Origin of the sequence: Streptomyces sp. JH002, from assembly GCF_050916115.1 — a bacterium.
Lineage (GTDB): Bacteria > Actinomycetota > Actinomycetes > Streptomycetales > Streptomycetaceae > Streptomyces > Streptomyces xiamenensis.
In genome coordinates, this window is the sequence record NZ_CP087989.1 from 4039615 (window position 1) to 4056519 (window position 16905).

Here is a 16905-nt window from a genome sequence, read left to right on the forward strand (position 1 = left end):
TCGTCATGATGACTTGAAACAACGTAACGCATCGCCGTTCAGCGATGCTAGAGGGTGTTTTGTCCCTTTTGTGTGGAGTAAGTTGCGGGGGATCTGACCGATTCCGGAAGCTTCCGCCGCGCAGTACGGTTACATCGAATTGACCTATTGACGTCCTCTGGGTTTCTAGTCATCATGACGTCTCGACGACACGTTCTCAGTGAGGAGGCGGCGGTGGCCGAGCACAAATACGCCCAGGTGCGCGACCATCTGCTGAACCGGGTCAGCGATCTCCCGGTCGGCGGACAACTGCCTCCCGAGGCGGCACTCTGCGAGGAGTACGCCGTGAGCCGCATCACACTGCGCCGGGCCGTCGACGATCTGGTCAACGACGGTTACCTGATCCGCCAGCACGGCAAGGGCACCTTCGTCTCCCGGCCCCGCTACGCCCTCAAGCACCGTGAGCGGTTCGTCAGCGAGGTCACCGGCTTCTTCACACAGATGACCCGGCAGGGCCACGCCGTCACCTCCGAGGTGCTGGCCCAGAAGCGGACGCGGGCCGGCAGCCGGCTGGCGGCCGCCCTGGACATCTCGCCGGCCGCCCCGGTCGTACGGCTGGAGCGGCTGCGCCGGGTGAACGGCGTCACGCACCATCTCGCCGAGTCGTTCGTGGCGGAGGAGCGGTTCCCCGACGTACTGGGGGCGGACTTCACCGCCACCTCCCTGTACGCCCATCTGCGGGCGCATCACGACGTGGTGCTCACGCGGAACGAGATCGTCGTCGGCCTGCACACCTGTGACGGGCGCGAGGCCCATCTGCTGGATGTCGCGGACGGCTCACCCCTGCTGCTGGCGACCTCCACGGTCTTCGACCTGGAGCGGCGGCCCGTGGTGCACGGGACGTCCAAATTCCTGCCGGAGAGCGCCGAGCTGTCCTTCGACATCCTCGCCGACGCCGACTAGCACCACGAGCACGAGAGATCACGGAGAAAGTGCCATGCTCAGCGAACTGCTGACCGAGGAGAAGATACGTTTCTCCGCCGACCGCCTCAGCTGGCGGGAAGCGGTGACCCAGGTCGCCGAACCCCTGCTGACCGCCGGTGACATCACCGCCGGGTACGTCGACGCCATGATCGCCTCCATCGAGGCGGGCGGCACCTACATCGACCTCGGTTTCGGCATCGCCCTGGCCCACACCCGCCCCGAGAAGGGCGCGGTGCGCACCTCGATCTCGATGCTGCGTCTCGAGGAGCCGGCCCCGCTGCTCGACCAGCCCGAGCACGCCGTCGATCTCTACTTCTGCTTCGCGGCGGTCGACGCCACCGCGCACACCCAGGCCATGTCCTCCCTGGCCCGCATTCTGTCGGACACCGAGACCCGGGAGGCGCTGCGCGCCGCCCGCTCGGCCGCCGACGTCCACCGGCTCATCACCGCATTCGAGGAGAAGAAATGAAATTCCTGGCGATGTGCAGCTCGGGCCTCGGCTCCAGCTTCATGGTCCACATGAACATCGACGAGGTCCTGGGCGAACTCGGCGTCAGTGGCGTCGAGGTCGACCACACCGACATCGGCTCGGCGGGCCCCGAGAGCGCGGATGTCTTCTTCGTCGCCAAGGACCTGGCGGACACCGCCGCCGGCCTCGGGGACGTGGTGGTGCTCGAAAGCATCATCGACAAGGAGGAACTGCGCGAGGCGGTCAAGGCGGCCGCTGTGCGCAAGGGCCTGCTGTAACCCTTCCCCGGCTCCACCGTCCCCCCGCTCGCTCCCCGATCCACAGCAAGGAACGTCTGTCCACTGCTGACGTCACCTGCATCGCGACCGAACCGCTCGTCGTGCCGTAGAAAGGCGCCACCCGTGAACGGCTTCCTCAACACCCTCGTGGACATATTCCGCGAACCATCCGTGATCATCGGCCTGATCGCCCTGCTCGGTCTGGTCCTCCAGCGCAAGTCCGCCTCGGACACCCTCAAGGGAACGATCAAGGCGTTCGTCGGCTTCCTCGTGCTGGCCGCGGGCGCGGGGGTCGTCTCCGGCGCCCTCACCCCGTTCGGCGACATGTTCCAGCACGCCTTCAACGTGCAGGGCGTGGTGCCGAACAACGAGGCCATCGTCGGTACCGTCCTCACCGACTTCGGCACCCAGGCCGCGCTGATCTTCTTCTTCGGCATGGTGGTGAACGTGCTGCTGGCGCGCTTCACCCGGCTCAAGTACATCTACATGTCCGGCCACGTGGCGCTGTACCTGGCCGCGATGACCGCCGTGATCCTGATGGCCAACGGCTTCGAGTCGTGGGAGGCCGTGCTGTGGGGCTCCCTCGCCCAGGGCATCGTCACCACCGTCTCGCCCGCCCTGGTGCAGCCGTTCATGCGCAAGGTCACCAAGCAGGAGAACGTGGCGCTGGGCCACACCGGCAACGTCGGCATCGCCACCTCCGGCTGGGTCGCCAAGCTGACCAAGGGTGACGCCACCAAGTCCACCGAGGACCTGAAGATCCCCTCCGGTCTGGGCTTCCTGCGCGACACCACGGTCGTCATCGCGCTGTCCATGGGTGTCATCTACCTGCTGGTGACGCTGATCGCCGGGCCCGGCTACGTGGAGAGCGAGCTCAGCGGCGGCCAGTGGTTCGTGATCTGGGCGATCATGCAGGCCGGTATGTTCGCGGCCGGTGTCACGATCATCCTGGCCGGTGTGCGGGTCGTGCTGGCCGAGATCATCCCCGCCTTCAAGGGCATCTCGCAGAAGCTGGTCCCCAACGCCAAGCCCGCCCTGGACGTGCCGATCGTCTTCACCTTCGCGCCCAACGCGGTGCTGATCGGCTTCCTGGCCAGCTTCGCGGCCGGTCTGATCGGCATGGGTGTGCTGGCGGCCGTCGGTGGCACGATCATCATCCCGGGCATCGTGGCGCACTTCATGACCGGTGGCGCCTCCGGTGTCATCGGCAACGCGGTCGGCGGCCGGCGCGGCGCCGTGCTGGGCTCGATTGCCAACGGTCTGCTGATCACCTTCCTGCCGCTGCTGATCCTGCCCCGCCTGGGCGATGTCGGCCTGGCGAACTCCACTTTCTCGGACGCCGACTTCGGTGTCGCCGGGTTCCTGGTGGGCAACGCCGCCAACTGGGGTCACATCGCGGTGATCGTGCTGGTGCTCGGCTCGCTGGTGGGTGTGCTGGTGGGCAGCGCGCTGGTGGACCGGCGGGAGAAGCGGAACGGACCGCCCGCGGACGAGGCAGCCCCGGAGCAGGAGACGCAGCCCGTCTCCTGACCCGGCCGGTCCTCGGAGAACGGCCCGGGCCCGTACGGTACGCACCGTACGGGCCCGGGCCGTCGGGCTTGTGGGCGCCGGTCAGGCGTTGCCGGCCGCCGCGTCGGAGAGCAGGGGGACCACCAGGTCCAGGGCGTAGGGCAGGGAGAGCACCGTGTTGGTGGCGAACGCCAGGGAGATCTCCGGGTCGTCCAGGACCAGCCCGCGGCCGTCGGCGACCGAGGGGATCGCCTGGTAGAGCGGGTCCTCGCTGATGTCGGTGGGCGGCACGCCGATCGGGGTGACGACGGTGACATCGGCGTCCAGCAGGTCCAGCCGTTCTTTGGAGACCGGGATGGAGAAGTCCTCACCGGCCAGCTCGTTGACGGCGGGGCCGTTGGTGAAGCCGAGCGCCTCCACGAAGTCCACCCGGCCGCTGCCTTGGACGTAGGCACCGTATCCGCCGGAGGTGACCGCGGAGACCACGATCGTCTTGCCCTCGAACTCGGGGTGGTCGGCGGCGGCCTGCGCGAACGCGTCCTCGGTGTCGGTGATCAGCCGCTCGCCGGCCTCGGCGCGGCCCAGCGCGGTGGCGATCATGGTGACCTGCTCGCGCCAGGAGATCTTGTACTGCTGGCCCCCTTCGGGGACGCCCACGGTGGGGGCGATCCGCTCCAGCATGTCGTACCGCTCCTGGGTCCCGCTGGAGTTGAGGTCCAGGATCAGGTCCGGGTCGAGCTCGGCGATGCGCTCCAGCTCGGGCTCCATGGTGCCGATCAGCTCGGGGGCCTCGTCGTACAGGCCCTCGGCCCAGGGGCCGACCCCTTCGCCGCCGAAGGCCAGCCAGTCGCTGGCTCCGACCGGCTGCACGCCGAGCGCCAGGGCGGTCTCGGCGTCGCCCCAGCCGAGGGCGACGACCCGCTGCGGCTCCTCCTCGATGGTGACGTCGCCGAAGGCGGTGGCGACGGTGACCGGGAAGGCGCCGCCGTCCGAGGAGGCGTTCTCCTCCTGGCCGGCGGGCCCCTCCGCGGTGTCGTCGGCGGAGCCGCAGGCGGCGAGGGGGAGGGCGAGGGCGGCGACGGCGAGCAGGGCCAGCCGCACACGGGGCAGATGTCTCATGCCGTTAGGTTAGCCTACCCTTACTTGGCTGAGTGATGCCGCCCCATCGGCACGATCAGCGGAGTCCCGGAGACGGGGTCGTCCACCAGCGTGCAGCGCAGCCCGAACACGTCCGACACCACCTGCTCGGTGACCACCTCGGCCGGCGGCCCCTCCGCCACGATCCGCCCGTCGCGCATCGCCACCAGGTGATCGGCGTACCGGCAGGCCAGGTTCAGATCGTGCAGCACCACCACCACAGTGGTGCCGGCCGAGGCGTTGAGGTCCGTCAGCAGATCGAGCACCTCGACCTGGTGGGTGATGTCCAGGTACGTGGTCGGCTCGTCCAGCAGCAGCAGATCGGTGCCCTGGGCCAGCGCCATCGCGATCCACACCCGCTGCCGCTGGCCGCCGGAGAGTTCGTCCACCGCCCGGTCCGCCAGCTCCGCCACATCGGTGGCCTCCAGTGCCTCGGCGACCGCCCGCTCGTCCTCCTCGCTCCAGCGCCGGAACCAGCCCTGGTGCGGATAGCGGCCCCGGCCCACCAGGTCGGTGACGGTGATGCCGTCGGGCGCCACCGGGGTCTGCGGCAGGATGCCGAGCGTGGTGGCGACCTCGCGGGTGGGGCGGGAGTGGATGGACGCGCCGTCCAGCAGCACCGAACCGGAGGCCGGGGTCAGCAGCCGGGCCAGACCGCGCAGCAGGGTGGACTTCCCGCAGGCGTTCGGGCCCACGATCATGGTGATCCGGCCCGGCGGTATGTCCAGGGACAGGCCCTTGACCACCTCGTGGCGGTCATAGGTGAGCCGCAGCTCCTCGGTGCGCAGTGTGTGCTGAACGGTCATGGGCGGAGGTTCTCCCTTGGACGGGCCCGGGGTGCGGGCGCGAATGCCGGCGCGAGTCAGGCCGTCTCTTTCGGATCTTCGCGGGGGCCACGACAACGGCTACGGCACCTCGCTGCGTTGCCGGAGTGCCCACAGGAAACCACCCTGAGGGCACTCCGGCGCCGTGCGATGCACCGCATCCGACGCCGCGACCCGATCCACGAAGATCCAAAAGACACGGCCTAGCCGCCGCGGCCGACGCGATTGGCGGTGGCCAGCAGCCACAGCAGATACGGGGCGCCGACCACGCTGGTGACCACGCCGACCGGGATCTGGTGCGGGCCGAGCAGATGCTGGCCGATGTAGTCGGAGAGCAGCACCACCAGCACCCCGGTGAGGGCGGCCGGCAGCAGCGCCGCGTCCTGGCGGCGCAGCAGGCCACGGGCGATGGGCGCGGAGACGAAGGCGACGAAGCCCACCGGTCCCGCGGCGGCGGTGGCGACCCCGGCCAGGGCCACGGCGCACAGCAGCAGGGCGACGCGGGAGGGTTCGGTGCGGGCGCCCAGGCCCCGGGCGGTGTCGTCGCCCAGCTGGAGCGCGGGCAGGGCGCGGGCGGCGAGCGCGGTCAGCGGGATCAGCAGGGCCAGGGCCAGCAGCAGGGGGCGGGCCTGGTCCCAGGACCGGCCGTTGAGGGAACCGGCGAGCCAGACGAAGGCCTGCTGGGCGACCATCGTCTCCGAACGCGTCATCACGTACGAGACGGTGCTGGTGAGGGCGGAGGCCACCCCGACGCCGATCAGCACCAGCCGGTAGCCGGTGACGCCGCGCCGCCAGGCGAGCGCGTAGATCAGTACGGCGGCGGTCAGCGCTCCGCCGAGCGCGGCCAGCGAGACGGCGGGGCCGCTCAGGCCCAGGATCACGAGGGAGATCACGGCCGCGGCGCTGGCCCCGGCGCTGATGCCGATCACATCGGGGCTGGCCAGCGGATTGCGCAGCAGGGACTGGAAGACGGCCCCGGCCACCGCGAACGCGGCGCCCACCCCGACGGCGGTGACGGCGCGCGGCAGGCGCAGCTCCATGATGATGAACGCGTCGCCCCTGCTGCCGCCCCCCGTGAGGGTGGCGAGCACGTCGGGCAGCGGGATCGACTTGTCCCCGGTCGCCAGCGACAGCAGGAACACGGCGATCGCCGCGGTCAGCAGTCCGGCGCAGACCACGAGGGTGCGCCGGTGCCGGGTCCGCCGGGCGTGGCGGATGGCGCCGATGGCGCGGGTGTGCGTCGTCGTTCGGGCGTGCGTCGTCACAGCGCGCCCGTCTTCCTGCGGCGGACCAGGGCGATGAACGGGGGGACGCCGATCACGGCCGTGACGATGCCGACCTGGAGTTCGCCGGGGCGGGCGACGAGGCGGCCCACCACATCGGCGGTCAGCAGCAACGTGGGGGCCAGCAGCGCCGAGTAGGGCAGGATCCAGCGGTAGTCGGGGCCGGTGAAGGCGCGGGCGATGTGCGGGATGACCAGGCCGACGAAGGCGATGGGCCCGGCGATGGCGGTGGCCGTGCCGCACAGCAGCACCACGGCGCAGGCCGCCAGGGCGCGCACCGCGCCCACCCGCTGGCCCAGTGACCGGGCGGTGTCGTCGCCCATGCTGAGGGTGTTGAGCCAGCGTCCGCTGACCAGCGCGCACAGTGCGCCGGCCACGATGAACGGCGCGGCCTGGGTGAGCAGGCCGTCCTCGGTCCTGGTCAGCGCGCCCACCTGCCAGAAGCGGTACTGGTCGAAGGCGTTGTTGCTGGTGAGGATGATGGCGCTGGTGACCGAGCCGAGCGCGGCGGTGGTGGCGGCACCAGCCAGGGCCAGCTTGATGGGGGTGGCGCCCTCGCGGCCCAGGGAGCTGACCCCGTAGACGAGCGCGAAGGCGCACAGCGCCCCGGCGAAGCCGAACCACACATAGCCGCTGAGGGTGACGATGCCCAGCGTGTTGATGGCGAGAACGACGAAGAGCGCGGCGCCCGCGTTGACGCCGAGGATGCCGGGGTCGGCCAGCGGATTGCGGGCCACGGCCTGCATCACCGCTCCCGCCAGGCCCAGCGCGACCCCCGCCAGCACCCCGATGACGGTGCGCGGGACGCGGACCTCATGGATGATCAGCTGCTGGGTGTCGGAGGGGTCGTAGGCGGTGAGCGCCTGCCACACGGTGTGCGCCGGAATGCTCGCGGTGCCGAGGGTGAGGGAGGCGATGACCGCGAGCAGCAGGGCCGTGGCCGCCGGGACGAGCCCGGCGGCGAGCAACGGGCGGGAGCGCGAGGACGGCGTGGCCGTCGTGCTGCGTATGCCCATGTGTCTGATCGCGTCTGTCTGTGCGCCGGTCTCCCAGTAAGGGAAGGCTACCCTAACATGCGCGTCAGTAGGTGACCTTCAGCTCCGAGAGGTCCTCGGGCCAGGACTCCTTGTCCCACAGGCCCGAGCGGCGCAGCGCGTTGGAGCAGTGCAGAAAGACCTCGTCGGTCTCCACGATCAGGGCCAGCGCCGGGCGGCGGCCCTTCAGCGCCATCCGGTCGAAGAACTCCCCGTCCCGTACCAGCGTGGCCCGGCCGTTGATCCGCAGCGTCTCGGCGGCCCCCGGGATCATGAAGATGAGCCCCACCTGCGGGTTGCTCAGCACATTGCGCCAGCTGTCGACCCGGCGGTTGCCGAGCCGGTCGGGTATCGCGATCGTGGAGTCGTCCAGCACCTGCACGAACCCGGGCGGATCGCCCCGCGGCGAGACATCGCAACTGCCGTCCGCCGCCGAAGTGGACAGGACGCAGAACGGGGAGGTGGCCAGCCACTTCCGCTCGAACGCCCCGAGTTCCTTCTTCACCTTGGCGATCACGGCAGGGTGCGGGGTGCCGACGATCTCGGGCAGTTCATCGGCGGAGGTGACCGCGTGCTCGTACATCATCCGGCCGATGCTCTCACCCGGCCCCCGGCGGGTGCGCAGGCGGGTGGCGGCAGTTCAGCGCTCCCGGCGCCCGTAGCGCTGCTCGAACTTCTGCACCTGGCCCTCGGAGTCCAGCACCCGGGCCTTGCCCGTGTAGAAGGGATGGCTCTCCGAGGAGATCTCCACATCGATCACCGGATACGTCTCCCCGTCGTCCCACTCGATGGTGCGGTCGCTGGTGGCCGTCGACCGGGTCAGAAAGGCGTACCCGGCGGAACGGTCCCGGAAGACCACCTGCCGATAAGGGGGATGGATGTCCGATTGCACGGTTCCTCCCGGACTGGGGCGGATGCCTCCCTTCATGCTCGGCGCGCCCGGACGCCCCCGCAACCGGAACGGGACGGTGCCGCCTACGCCGCGTCGGCGGCGCCGGCCCGGGGCTCCTCGCCCGCCGCGGTGGAGCGCTCGTACTCCGCGCGGGCCGTCTCCAGCAACTGCCGCCAGGAGGTGACCGTCGGCCGCCGGCGCAGCAGCGCCCGCCGCTCCCGCTCCGTCATCCCGCCCCACACCCCGAACTCGATCTTGTGGTCCAGGCCGTAGGCCAGGCACTCGGTCTTCACCGGGCAGCCGGTGCACACCGCCTTGGCGCGGTTCTGCTCCGCGCCCTGCACGAACAGTTCGTCCGGGTCGGTCTTGCGACAGATCCCGTTCTTGCTCCAGTCGGTTTCCCAACTCATCCCGGTGCCGTCCTCCCGCGGTCCCATGACCATTCCCAGCTGAGGACGTTACGGAATGCGACGGCATGGCAACACCCCCAGTCGGTCCCATCTGGCATGGCCCGAAGGGACTATGCCAAGGGCCAGGTCACTCTCAGGAGTGACGCCAGAGGCAACTGGGACGGGACGGACAGCCCGGAGATAGGGTGACGGTTGCCCCGCACCCCTCAGGGAATCCCGTGTCTGCCTCCGCGTCCTCTCCGTTCGCCGCGCTGCGGTGCCCGCTGTGCGGGCAGCCGCTCGCCCACCACGACACCAGCCTGCGCTGCCCGGACGGCCACACCTTCGACATCGCCCGGCAGGGGTACGCGAGCCTGCTGACCGGCGGCAAGGTGCCCGCCGGCGCCGATACCCAGGCCATGGTCGCCGCCCGGGACGCCTTCCTGGCCGCCGGTCACTACCGTCCGCTGGCCGAGGCCCTCGCCGCGGAGGCGGCCGGGGCACAGGTTCCCCGCGACGGGACCGTTCTGGACGCCGGAACCGGGACCGGCTACTACCTCGCCGCCGTCCTCGACGCGCTCCCCTCAGCGCAAGGAATCGGCCTGGATCTGTCCAAATATGCCCTGCGCCGCGCCGCCCGCGCCCACCCACGGCTGTCCGCCGCCGTCTGGGACGTGTGGCGCCCGCTGCCGCTGCCCGACCACCACGTCGATCTCCTGATCAACGTCTTCGCCCCGCGCAACGGCCCCGAGTTCCACCGCGTGCTGCGCCCCGGCGGCACCCTGCTGGTGATCACCCCCACCGCCCGCCATCTGTCCGGGCTGCCCCGCGAGCGCCTGGGCCTGCTCGCCATCGACCCCGACAAGGACGCGCGGCTGCGCCGCACCCTGGAGGGCCACTTCGAGCCCGTGGGCAGTCGCGTCGTGGAGTACCGGGCCGAACTGCCACCCGCCGACCTGGCCCACCTGATCGCCATGGGCCCCTCCGCCCACCACCTGGACACCGACGCCACCCGCGCGTGGCTTGCCGAACACCCGGGCCCGGTGCCGGTCGTGGTCTCCGTCACCCTCTCCCGTTACGACCCCCGCAAGGACTGATCCATCAGGCCGGGCCCGACGATCACCCCCCGGTGATTGGCCCATGCCTCGGCCGCCTCCGCCACGGCCTTGAGCCACGATTCCTCGGGCCGCCACTTGGCGAACGACCAGTACATGCGCGTGGTGGCAGCGGCGAAGGCGTCGATCGCCTCCGGAGCCGCGTCTTCCCACACCTTGCAGCCGGCCGCCCACGACTCGGCGGACTCAGGGCTGTGCCCGGATGACACGAGCTGCACGACGAGCATGCCCGGGTCGATGAAGGCCGCCCCGCGACCGGGCCACGACCAGTCCACCGCCCACGCTTCCCGCTCCCCGATCAGCAGGTTGCTCGGATTGATGTCGGTGTGCAGCAGGGCATCGCCCCGAAAGAGCTTTGCCTCTGTCTCATCGGCGGCGTACCTGTCCCAACGCTCCTCGGTCCAGTCGTGGGCCACTTCGGGAAGCCTGAGTTCGCCCATGCGGTTGAGCAGTTCGATGATGACCGGGAGATCCGGGGAACCCGGCTTGAAGTTCGCTCGCCTGCCGTCCACGAAGTCGAACCCCGAAACGATCCACTCATCGTCCTCCACCTGCCATCGCAGATCCGGCGAGATCGGCCGCACGAACGAATTGATCACCCTTTCCCGGATCATGGAGTCATTGCGCCCCCCCGGCCGGTTCCGCATCGCCTTGACGAAGAACGGACCGTTCTCACACTCGACCACAACCGTGACATCCGAGCTGTACCCGCGCGAGACGGGAGACCGGAGGCCCGTCAACCCGCCCGTGTACGGGAGAATCAGCGCCTCGAACTCAAGGTCGGAAAGCTCGCGTTTCATGGGTCCCTCAGTTCCTCGGGTCACAGCCGCTGAGCGGTCCCGGGCTGCACTCCTCATTGGGCGTACACCTGGGGCGGCACGCTGTATCGGGCTGGCAGGGCTGTTTGGGGTGGCAGTTGTTCTTGGGAGCGCAATCTTGCTTGGGTTCGCAGTTCCCCCAGTCCGCTCGGCGGGCCCTTGCCGCACCGACAGCGCTGCGAATGGACGCATTCGCCTCGGCCATGGCGGCGCTGCTGAGGATAGCGTCCAATGGGGCCTCCTGGACATTGCCGACGTTCAGCCAGCCAGAGAAGACACAGGGGGAGACCTCTCCGTTCGGGCCGATGGAAGCCCTGCTGGTACCGCACTGGCCACAGAGGTTCGCCAGGTCGGATCTCCCCTCCCGCGCACCCCGCCCGAAGGGACGAACGTGATCGGCGCCGATCCTGGTCACCCCCAGGGACTCAAGATCTCGCCGGGCCGCGTCGATGATGTGGCCGCTGTCGCCGACAATGCCGGCACGCAGCTCGATGCCGAGCCCGAGGGCCTTCTCGATGTTCGTCCGGGTCCGGGCGTGACTGCGTCGGCCGGTCATCGCGTTGTGCTGCTCGACCCGGTCCGAGTAGTAGGAGGTCGCCACCGATACCCCGTGGCGTTGGAACAGTTCCCACCACTCGTCGGTGACGCGCACGAGATTGCTGTAGATCTCGGTCCGTAGGCCGAGGTCCAGCGCGTGACGGACCAGTTCCTCCGCGTCGGGGTGCATGGTCGGTTCCCCACCGATGAACTGGACGCTGGTCACCCCACTGGCAGCCGCTTGATCAAGAAGGCTGATCCACTGCTCACCGGTCATGCTGCCGTGAGTCCCGTCAGGCCCGGACGCGTTGTAGCAGTGCACGCAGGAGAGCTGGCATTTCCGGGTCAGATCCAGCCAGAGAAATCGAGGTTCTTCCGCAGTGGTGATCATTTCAAGTCCCTTCTGTCGAATGGTGATCAGGCAGGGGATATTTGCCCGGATCGTTGGTCGATTGCGTCCCCGATACTCTTCTGGGCATTCCTGTGGTGCTGAGATGGCTCGGGCAGTGCGGAGCGCAGGCCCACAGGCCGTACGCGTAGCCGAGCGCGGGATGCCGGACAGTGCCCATCAGTCGTGCCGCACGCCAGACAGCGGGAAACCGATATCCGCATCGGATACAGGCGAGACCGCACTGTTGTCCCGGGGAGAGCCGCGAGATCGGCGGAAGACCGGGGTTCACCGCCCGATCACCGACAGGCCGAGGGCGGCGACTGCCACGGCGCCGGCCAGCACGTGGGAGACGACGGTGGCCTCCATGCTCGGCCCGGCGTCCAGCCCGCCGTGATGACACGCACAGGCACAGCCGGTTGGCGCGTCCGGACATGAAGAGTGAAACTCGCCGAGCCCCGGCTCTCGCGCCACAGCACAGACGCGGCTGACAGTTGTGGACCCGGCGGGCATCAGATCCGCTTCCTGCTGTGGTGGTTGCGCTCCTCAACCTTGGCCCGCAACAGATCCCCGGAATCGGCCGCCCGGAGGTCCTCGGGCAAGACGTCCCACTCTCGCCCGCCGCCCACCGGACGCAACTGATAGCTGGGACCGATGTGATCCATGACCACCCCGACCCGGTCCAGCCGGCTGTCCCTCGCCAGTTCACCGATCTTCGGCACGATCGTGGGGGTCTCGAACGTCATTGCGTGTCCCTCTTGCTGTCGTTCTGTATTCGGACGACTACAAGGATTGAACGGGCGGTATTACGCTGACCAGGGGAAAGGAGTGGCCCAGGTCACACGGGCCACGCACGGCCATTCGACAGAGGGCGGAACTTCCATGGCTGCGAGCAAGTCCACCTCCACCCGCAAGCCACACGCCAGGCGCCTCTTCATGGAAGAACTCGCGCTCCTGCGCGAGGAGTCGGGGATGTCCCTGGCCCAACTGGCGGAGAAGGTCTGCTTCGACCGCAGCTACCTCCACAAACTGGAGACCGGGCTGCGCCTGGGCGATGAGGCCACGAGCAGGGCACTCGACCAGTGCTACGGCACGGGGCGCCACCTTCAGCAACTGTGGAAGCTGGCGAAGGAAGAGGTGTTCCTGGACCGGTACAAGCGTTACATGAAGCTGGAGAGTGAGGCACTGGTCATGCACAACTACTCGGCCAGCACGATCATGGGGCTGTTGCAGACTGAGGAGTACGCCCGAGAACAGCAGCAGACCGCCTGGCCCAAGGACGAGAACGAGGTGGAGGAACAGGTTGCAGCGCGGATGGGCAGGCAGGAAGTGCTGATCCGGGAGAGCCCACTGCATCTGCGATCCATCCTTGATGAATCGGCACTGCGGAGGCAGCTCAGGGCTCCTGGGGCGTGGGCCCGTCAGCTCGGCCATCTGTTGAAGGCAGCGGAGCGCCCCAACATCACCATTCAGGTGTTTCCTTTCTCTGCTGGGCTGCAAGACCAGTTGGGCGGTTCTCTCACCGTACTGACAGTGCCCAATGGCACGTCCGTCGTGTACGAGGAGAGCAGCACGACAGGCGAGTTGATGGAAGAACCCGGCGAAGTGGAGACCCGCAAGCTGGCCTACGATCGCCTGCGCGATGCGGCCTTGACCCCGGTAGAGTCTGTGGCATTCATTCGTTCTCTGCTGGAGGAATGTGCAACATGCGAGCCGCCGGACTCGATCTGAGCGCCGCTGAGTGGCGCGCGAGCAGCTACAGCAACGCCAATGGTGGTCAGTGCCTGGAGGTCGCGGACGGCTTCCCCGGTATGGTCCCGGTCCGTGACAGTAAGTGCCCCGAGCGTTCCCTGACTGTTTCCGCCCCTGCGTGGGGGGCGTTCGTTACCAGTATCAGGGCGGAAGGTTCGCCTCTCGCATGACGCGGCGGCCGAGTGCGGGTAGCCCCGCGTGGCGCGCCAGCAGCTACAGCATCTCCAACGGCGGTCAATGCTTGGAGGTCGCAGACGGCTTTCCCGGTGTGGCCCCGGTCCGTGACAGTAAGTCCCCGAGCGGTCCCTGACTGTTTCCGCCCCCTCCTGGGCCGCGTTCATCACCAGAATCGCCCGTCACGGCTGGATGGGAATGAACCCGTCCCGGCGAAGGTTGACCTCCCGTACCGAGCCGCAGGAACAGGGAGGACGCCGCCGTGTCGGACGCCATCAGGGGAAGCAGCTTCGGGACGGCCCCCGTACCGCTGTCGGTGCTGGATCTGGCCACCGTGGGCAGCGGACGGACGGCGACCCAGGCGCTGGCCACCTCGGTGGAGCTGGCCAAGCTCACCGAGCGGCGCGGCTACCACCGGTTCTGGGTGGCCGAGCACCACTCGATGCCCGGTGTCGCCAGCTCGGCGCCCGCCGTGATCCTCGCCCACCTCGCCGCCCACACCGACCGCATCCGGCTCGGCTCGGGCGGCGTGATGCTGCCCAACCACGCCCCCCTGGTGATCGCCGAGCAGTTCGGCACGCTGGAGGCCATGGCCCCCGGCCGCGTCGACCTGGGTCTGGGCCGCGCCCCCGGCACCGACCAGGCCACCGCCGCCGCCCTGCGCCGGGGCCGCGCCGACGGCGCCGACGAGTTCCCCGAGCAGCTGGCCGAACTCGTCCGCTTCCTCGACGACGACTTCCCGCAGGGGCACCCCTACTCCCGCATCCACGCCGTCCCCGGCCCCATCCAGGGCCGGGTGCAGGGCGGGGTCCAGTCGGACCGCCGGCCCTCGGTGTGGCTGCTGGGGTCCTCCGGGTTCAGCGCACAGCTGGCCGGCCGCCTCGGACTGCCCTTCGCGTTCGCCCACCACTTCTCCTCGGCCCACACCCTGCCCGCCCTGGAGCTGTACCGGCACACCTTCCGCCCCTCCGAGGTGCTCTCCGAGCCGTACGCCCTGATCGGCGTCAACGCCCTGGCCGCCGAGGACCGGCACGAGGCGTACCGGCAGGTCCTCACCGGCGCGCTGTCGATGGTGCGGCTGCGCACCGGCCGGCCGGGCCTGGTGCCCAGCCCCGAGGAGGCCGAGAGCTACCCGTTCAGCGCGATGGAGCAGGACGTGGTGGACGAGTGGCTGAGCAACGTCATCCACGGAACACCGGACACCGTGAGGGAGGGCCTGGACGCGCTGGCCAAGCGCACCGGGGCCGATGAACTCATGCTCACCTCCATGGGCCACGGCGCCGAGGCCCGGCTGCGGAGCTACGAGCTGATCGCGGACGTCTACCAGCAGGGCTGATCCGGCCCGCCCTCAGTGGGCGGTGTCGGTGTGCCAGAGCAACTCCCCCTCCGCCGAACGGATCTCGACGTCACCGGTGGTGCGGGCCGTGAGGACCGCCCCCGGGTGACCGGCGGTCGGGGTCGCCCAGATCGCCTCGCCCTCCCCGGAGAGCAGGGCGAGTTCACCGTTGGGCCTGAACTGCGCCAGCACCGCGCCGCTGCCGGTCGTGGAGCGCCAGCGTTCGTGCTCCCGTTCGTCGTGGACGGTGAGGTCACCGCTCTCCTGGAAGCGCAGCCGCGCCTTGCCCGAGCTGATCACCTCCCCGCGCCGCAGCGTGAGCGGCGCGGTGTACCGCTGGTCCTCCAGCGGCCCGCCGCCCACCGGAATCACCCCCTCCGCCAGCCACTTCAGGGCGGAGAGCGAGGGCACGAAGGTGTACAGCGCGCCCTCGGTGCGCACGAACTTCTTGAAGTCCAGCCGGTGGTGCCCCGACTCGCCGACCGGGAAGGACCCGGAGCCCGCGCCGCCGATCACCGGATCCCGGCCGACCGGACTCTCCCGCTCGGGGAAGTCACCGGCCTCCACCCAGGTGCGCTGGATGAACTCGAACTGGGCGATGAGATCCGACTGATAGCTGATGAACAGCAGCCCGCGCGCGGCGTCCCGGCCCCCTGCCTCGGCGGTCGGGCCGAACGGGATGCCCCGGCGCAGCACCCGGCGGCCATCCAGGATGCCTTCCTGCGCCAGCGCCTCCTTGTCGTCCTCGGTGGCCTTGAGACCGTCCCTGGGGTTGGTCTTGCGCAGGTGCGAGAACAGCGGGGTGACCCGCCCGTCCAGATCGTCCCCGAACGACACGTCGTTGGTCGGGGACGCGCAGGGCGGGAGCGGAGTGTCCCGGTCGGGTGAGTGCGGCAGCGGGGTGCCCGAGGGCCAGCGGCCCATCATCCGGGCCGCCATCCACTCCTTGGTGGCGCCGGGCGGCGCCGCGCCCACCGCGCGCAGGGCCCGTACATGCTCCTGGGCCTGCTCCCACCAGCCCTCAACGTCCTGGGCGAGGCGCCGCACCACCTGGAAGGTGCCGTCCCGCATCCAGTCCGGCAGCCAGGTCACCACCCGGTGGTCCGGGGCGCGGCCGATGAGGAACTCGCCCGCGGCGATCAGCCGGGTGCCCGGCTTGCCCTTCTGATGGACCGGATCCTGGGGATCGGGGGCGTCGAAGCCCCGCACCCCGGGCTGGCTGATGCCGTCCCGGAAGCCGAAGTGCTCCTGTCCGCGCCGCGCGCCCGGCAGGGTGGCGGCGCGCTGCTCGAAGACGAGGAACACCTTGTGCCGTTCGCAGGCGGCCCGTTCCTCCTCCACGGCGGCGCGCAGCTCACCGGGCCGGTCCGCGGCGAGGGTGAGCACCGCGTGCACCGGCTCCTGGTGGCCGGCACCGAACAGCCAGTGCGCCGGGTCGCTCTCTCCCGTGTCGCCCAGCAGTTCCTTGCGCCGTGCGCAGCCCTGGGCCAGCGCCTCCTGGGTGCTGCCGGCCGGCACGTCGGTGAGCGGATCGCCGCCGATCAGCTCGGCCAGCCCCGGGTAGGTGAGGGACACGCCCCGCCACACGGCCGCGGCGTGCAGCGGGTCGGCCCCCTCGGCGGTGCGCCGGGCCCGGCTGAAGGCCTCGTTGAACGCCGTCACCTCGGCCGTCGTGGAGATCCGGTGGCGCAGCCGCCCGAGCCATTCCCTCGCCTGCCGCCGGTCGCCGAAGCGCAGCATCAGGAGCCGGACGTGGTCCTTCTTGAACCCGGCCAGGATGTCGCCCTGGATCTCGGTGCTCTCGCGCAGCGGCAGTTCGCTGTCGTCCGGGCTGTCGCCCCGTGCGGTGACCCGGCCGATGTCAGGTTGGATGTTCGCCATCACACGCCCCCCGTGTGTCCATACCAGCCACCTCCCGTGGTGACTGTGTGTCTCCCTTGACATGGATGACGTTACCGAACGTGAGGGCAGTTGGGGTGATTCCCTCCCGGAATCACCCCAACGAGT

At 69.8% G+C, this 16905-nt stretch carries 20 protein-coding genes; 9 read left to right on the forward strand and 11 right to left on the reverse strand.

Features of this window, described 5'->3' with window-relative positions; translation table 11 throughout:
* Nucleotides 1-213: 213 nt before the first annotated feature.
* The 4 genes from H7827_RS18530 (at nt 214) to H7827_RS18545 (ending at nt 3240) form a co-directional block, all read left to right on the forward strand.
* Nucleotides 214-942 (forward strand): GntR family transcriptional regulator, encoded by a 729-nt coding sequence (locus H7827_RS18530; RefSeq protein ID WP_386533655.1) that lies wholly within the window; start codon nt 214-216, stop codon nt 940-942.
* Nucleotides 943-976: 34 nt separating this feature from the next.
* Nucleotides 977-1432 carry a PTS sugar transporter subunit IIA gene (locus H7827_RS18535; protein WP_386533652.1) on the forward strand — a complete coding sequence of 152 codons (456 nt, stop codon included), beginning with the start codon at nt 977-979 and terminating at the stop codon, nt 1430-1432.
* Nucleotides 1429-1710: a PTS sugar transporter subunit IIB gene (locus H7827_RS18540; protein ID WP_019433515.1), complete on the forward strand. Its 282-nt coding sequence runs from the start codon at nt 1429-1431 to the stop codon at nt 1708-1710. Before H7827_RS18535 ends, H7827_RS18540 begins: the two co-directional genes overlap by 4 nt.
* A 123-nt stretch (nt 1711-1833) precedes the next feature.
* Complete coding sequence (locus H7827_RS18545) at nt 1834-3240, forward strand: PTS ascorbate transporter subunit IIC (RefSeq protein ID WP_432746610.1); 1407 nt, start codon at nt 1834-1836, stop codon at nt 3238-3240.
* Between the two features lie 81 nt (nt 3241-3321).
* Here H7827_RS18545 and H7827_RS18550 read toward each other — a convergent pair whose 3' ends face one another.
* From H7827_RS18550 to H7827_RS18580, 7 genes are all read right to left on the reverse strand, one after another.
* Nucleotides 3322-4338: an iron-siderophore ABC transporter substrate-binding protein gene (locus H7827_RS18550; RefSeq protein WP_432746611.1), complete on the reverse strand. Its 1017-nt coding sequence runs from the start codon at nt 4336-4338 to the stop codon at nt 3322-3324.
* Nucleotides 4339-4358: 20 nt separating this feature from the next.
* Nucleotides 4359-5162, reverse strand: coding sequence for an ABC transporter ATP-binding protein (locus H7827_RS18555; protein ID WP_432746612.1), 804 nt, complete (start codon nt 5160-5162; stop codon nt 4359-4361).
* A 221-nt stretch (nt 5163-5383) separates the two neighbouring features.
* Nucleotides 5384-6445 (reverse strand): FecCD family ABC transporter permease, encoded by a 1062-nt coding sequence (locus tag H7827_RS18560; RefSeq protein ID WP_432746613.1) that lies wholly within the window; start codon nt 6443-6445, stop codon nt 5384-5386.
* Complete coding sequence (locus H7827_RS18565; RefSeq protein WP_432746614.1) at nt 6442-7479, reverse strand: FecCD family ABC transporter permease; 1038 nt, start codon at nt 7477-7479, stop codon at nt 6442-6444. The genes H7827_RS18560 and H7827_RS18565 overlap by 4 nt, the downstream gene beginning before the upstream one ends.
* A 64-nt stretch (nt 7480-7543) precedes the next feature.
* The gene (locus H7827_RS18570; RefSeq protein ID WP_432746615.1) at nt 7544-8083 is read right to left on the reverse strand and encodes an MSMEG_1061 family FMN-dependent PPOX-type flavoprotein; all 540 of its coding nucleotides are present in this window, start codon (nt 8081-8083) and stop codon (nt 7544-7546) included.
* 54 nt (nt 8084-8137) lie between these two features.
* On the reverse strand, nt 8138-8389 hold the full coding sequence (locus tag H7827_RS18575) for a type B 50S ribosomal protein L31 (protein ID WP_030736007.1): 252 nt from the start codon (nt 8387-8389) through the stop codon (nt 8138-8140).
* Nucleotides 8390-8472: 83 nt separating this feature from the next.
* Nucleotides 8473-8799, reverse strand: a complete 327-nt coding sequence (locus H7827_RS18580; protein ID WP_200366614.1) for a WhiB family transcriptional regulator — start codon at nt 8797-8799, stop codon at nt 8473-8475.
* Nucleotides 8800-9017: 218 nt separating this feature from the next.
* On the opposite strand from H7827_RS18580, the gene H7827_RS18585 reads away from it, so the two are divergent.
* Nucleotides 9018-9875: a putative RNA methyltransferase gene (locus H7827_RS18585; protein WP_432746616.1), complete on the forward strand. Its 858-nt coding sequence runs from the start codon at nt 9018-9020 to the stop codon at nt 9873-9875.
* Here the strand turns inward: H7827_RS18585 and H7827_RS18590 are convergent.
* The 3 genes from H7827_RS18590 to H7827_RS18600 form a co-directional block, all read right to left on the reverse strand.
* A complete protein-coding gene (locus tag H7827_RS18590) occupies nt 9854-10693 on the reverse strand; it encodes a protein kinase (RefSeq protein ID WP_432746617.1) in 840 nt (279 codons plus the stop codon). The two genes, H7827_RS18585 and H7827_RS18590, sit on opposite strands and share 22 nt — an antisense overlap.
* A 7-nt stretch (nt 10694-10700) precedes the next feature.
* Nucleotides 10701-11639: a radical SAM protein gene (locus H7827_RS18595; RefSeq protein WP_432746618.1), complete on the reverse strand. Its 939-nt coding sequence runs from the start codon at nt 11637-11639 to the stop codon at nt 10701-10703.
* A gap of 509 nt (nt 11640-12148) precedes the next feature.
* Nucleotides 12149-12382, reverse strand: a complete 234-nt coding sequence (locus tag H7827_RS18600) for a hypothetical protein (protein ID WP_432746619.1) — start codon at nt 12380-12382, stop codon at nt 12149-12151.
* A 136-nt stretch (nt 12383-12518) separates the two neighbouring features.
* On the opposite strand from H7827_RS18600, the gene H7827_RS18605 reads away from it, so the two are divergent.
* The 4 genes from H7827_RS18605 to H7827_RS18620 all read left to right on the forward strand — a co-directional run bounded on the left by H7827_RS18605 (nt 12519) and on the right by H7827_RS18620 (nt 14898).
* Nucleotides 12519-13367, forward strand: a complete 849-nt coding sequence (locus H7827_RS18605) for a helix-turn-helix domain-containing protein (protein ID WP_432746620.1) — start codon at nt 12519-12521, stop codon at nt 13365-13367.
* Nucleotides 13343-13558, forward strand: coding sequence for a DUF397 domain-containing protein (locus tag H7827_RS18610; protein ID WP_432746621.1), 216 nt, complete (start codon nt 13343-13345; stop codon nt 13556-13558). Before H7827_RS18605 ends, H7827_RS18610 begins: the two co-directional genes overlap by 25 nt.
* Nucleotides 13555-13698, forward strand: a complete 144-nt coding sequence (locus H7827_RS18615) for a DUF397 domain-containing protein (protein ID WP_432746622.1) — start codon at nt 13555-13557, stop codon at nt 13696-13698. Before H7827_RS18610 ends, H7827_RS18615 begins: the two co-directional genes overlap by 4 nt.
* A gap of 126 nt (nt 13699-13824) precedes the next feature.
* A complete protein-coding gene (locus tag H7827_RS18620; protein WP_386533614.1) occupies nt 13825-14898 on the forward strand; it encodes an LLM class flavin-dependent oxidoreductase in 1074 nt (357 codons plus the stop codon).
* 12 nt (nt 14899-14910) lie between these two features.
* On the opposite strand, the gene H7827_RS18625 is transcribed toward H7827_RS18620, so the two are convergent.
* Nucleotides 14911-16779, reverse strand: coding sequence for a Dyp-type peroxidase (locus H7827_RS18625; RefSeq protein ID WP_432746623.1), 1869 nt, complete (start codon nt 16777-16779; stop codon nt 14911-14913).
* Nucleotides 16780-16905 lie beyond the last annotated feature (126 nt).

Coding starts and splice junctions, on each gene's coding strand:
- H7827_RS18535 (WP_386533652.1), top strand. CDS start 977: ATGCTCAGCGAACTGCTGACCGAGGAGAAGATACGTTTCTCCGCCGAC.
- H7827_RS18615 (WP_432746622.1), top strand. CDS start 13,555: ATGACGCGGCGGCCGAGTGCGGGTAGCCCCGCGTGGCGCGCCAGCAGC.
- H7827_RS18610 (WP_432746621.1), top strand. CDS start 13,343: ATGCGAGCCGCCGGACTCGATCTGAGCGCCGCTGAGTGGCGCGCGAGC.
- H7827_RS18590 (WP_432746617.1), bottom strand. CDS start 10,693: ATGAAACGCGAGCTTTCCGACCTTGAGTTCGAGGCGCTGATTCTCCCG.
- H7827_RS18550 (WP_432746611.1), bottom strand. CDS start 4,338: ATGAGACATCTGCCCCGTGTGCGGCTGGCCCTGCTCGCCGTCGCCGCC.
- H7827_RS18600 (WP_432746619.1), bottom strand. CDS start 12,382: ATGACGTTCGAGACCCCCACGATCGTGCCGAAGATCGGTGAACTGGCG.
- H7827_RS18605 (WP_432746620.1), top strand. CDS start 12,519: ATGGCTGCGAGCAAGTCCACCTCCACCCGCAAGCCACACGCCAGGCGC.
- H7827_RS18555 (WP_432746612.1), bottom strand. CDS start 5,162: ATGACCGTTCAGCACACACTGCGCACCGAGGAGCTGCGGCTCACCTAT.
- H7827_RS18595 (WP_432746618.1), bottom strand. CDS start 11,639: ATGATCACCACTGCGGAAGAACCTCGATTTCTCTGGCTGGATCTGACC.
- H7827_RS18625 (WP_432746623.1), bottom strand. CDS start 16,779: ATGGCGAACATCCAACCTGACATCGGCCGGGTCACCGCACGGGGCGAC.
- H7827_RS18565 (WP_432746614.1), bottom strand. CDS start 7,479: ATGGGCATACGCAGCACGACGGCCACGCCGTCCTCGCGCTCCCGCCCG.
- H7827_RS18580 (WP_200366614.1), bottom strand. CDS start 8,799: ATGAGTTGGGAAACCGACTGGAGCAAGAACGGGATCTGTCGCAAGACC.
- H7827_RS18540 (WP_019433515.1), top strand. CDS start 1,429: ATGAAATTCCTGGCGATGTGCAGCTCGGGCCTCGGCTCCAGCTTCATG.
- H7827_RS18570 (WP_432746615.1), bottom strand. CDS start 8,083: ATGATGTACGAGCACGCGGTCACCTCCGCCGATGAACTGCCCGAGATC.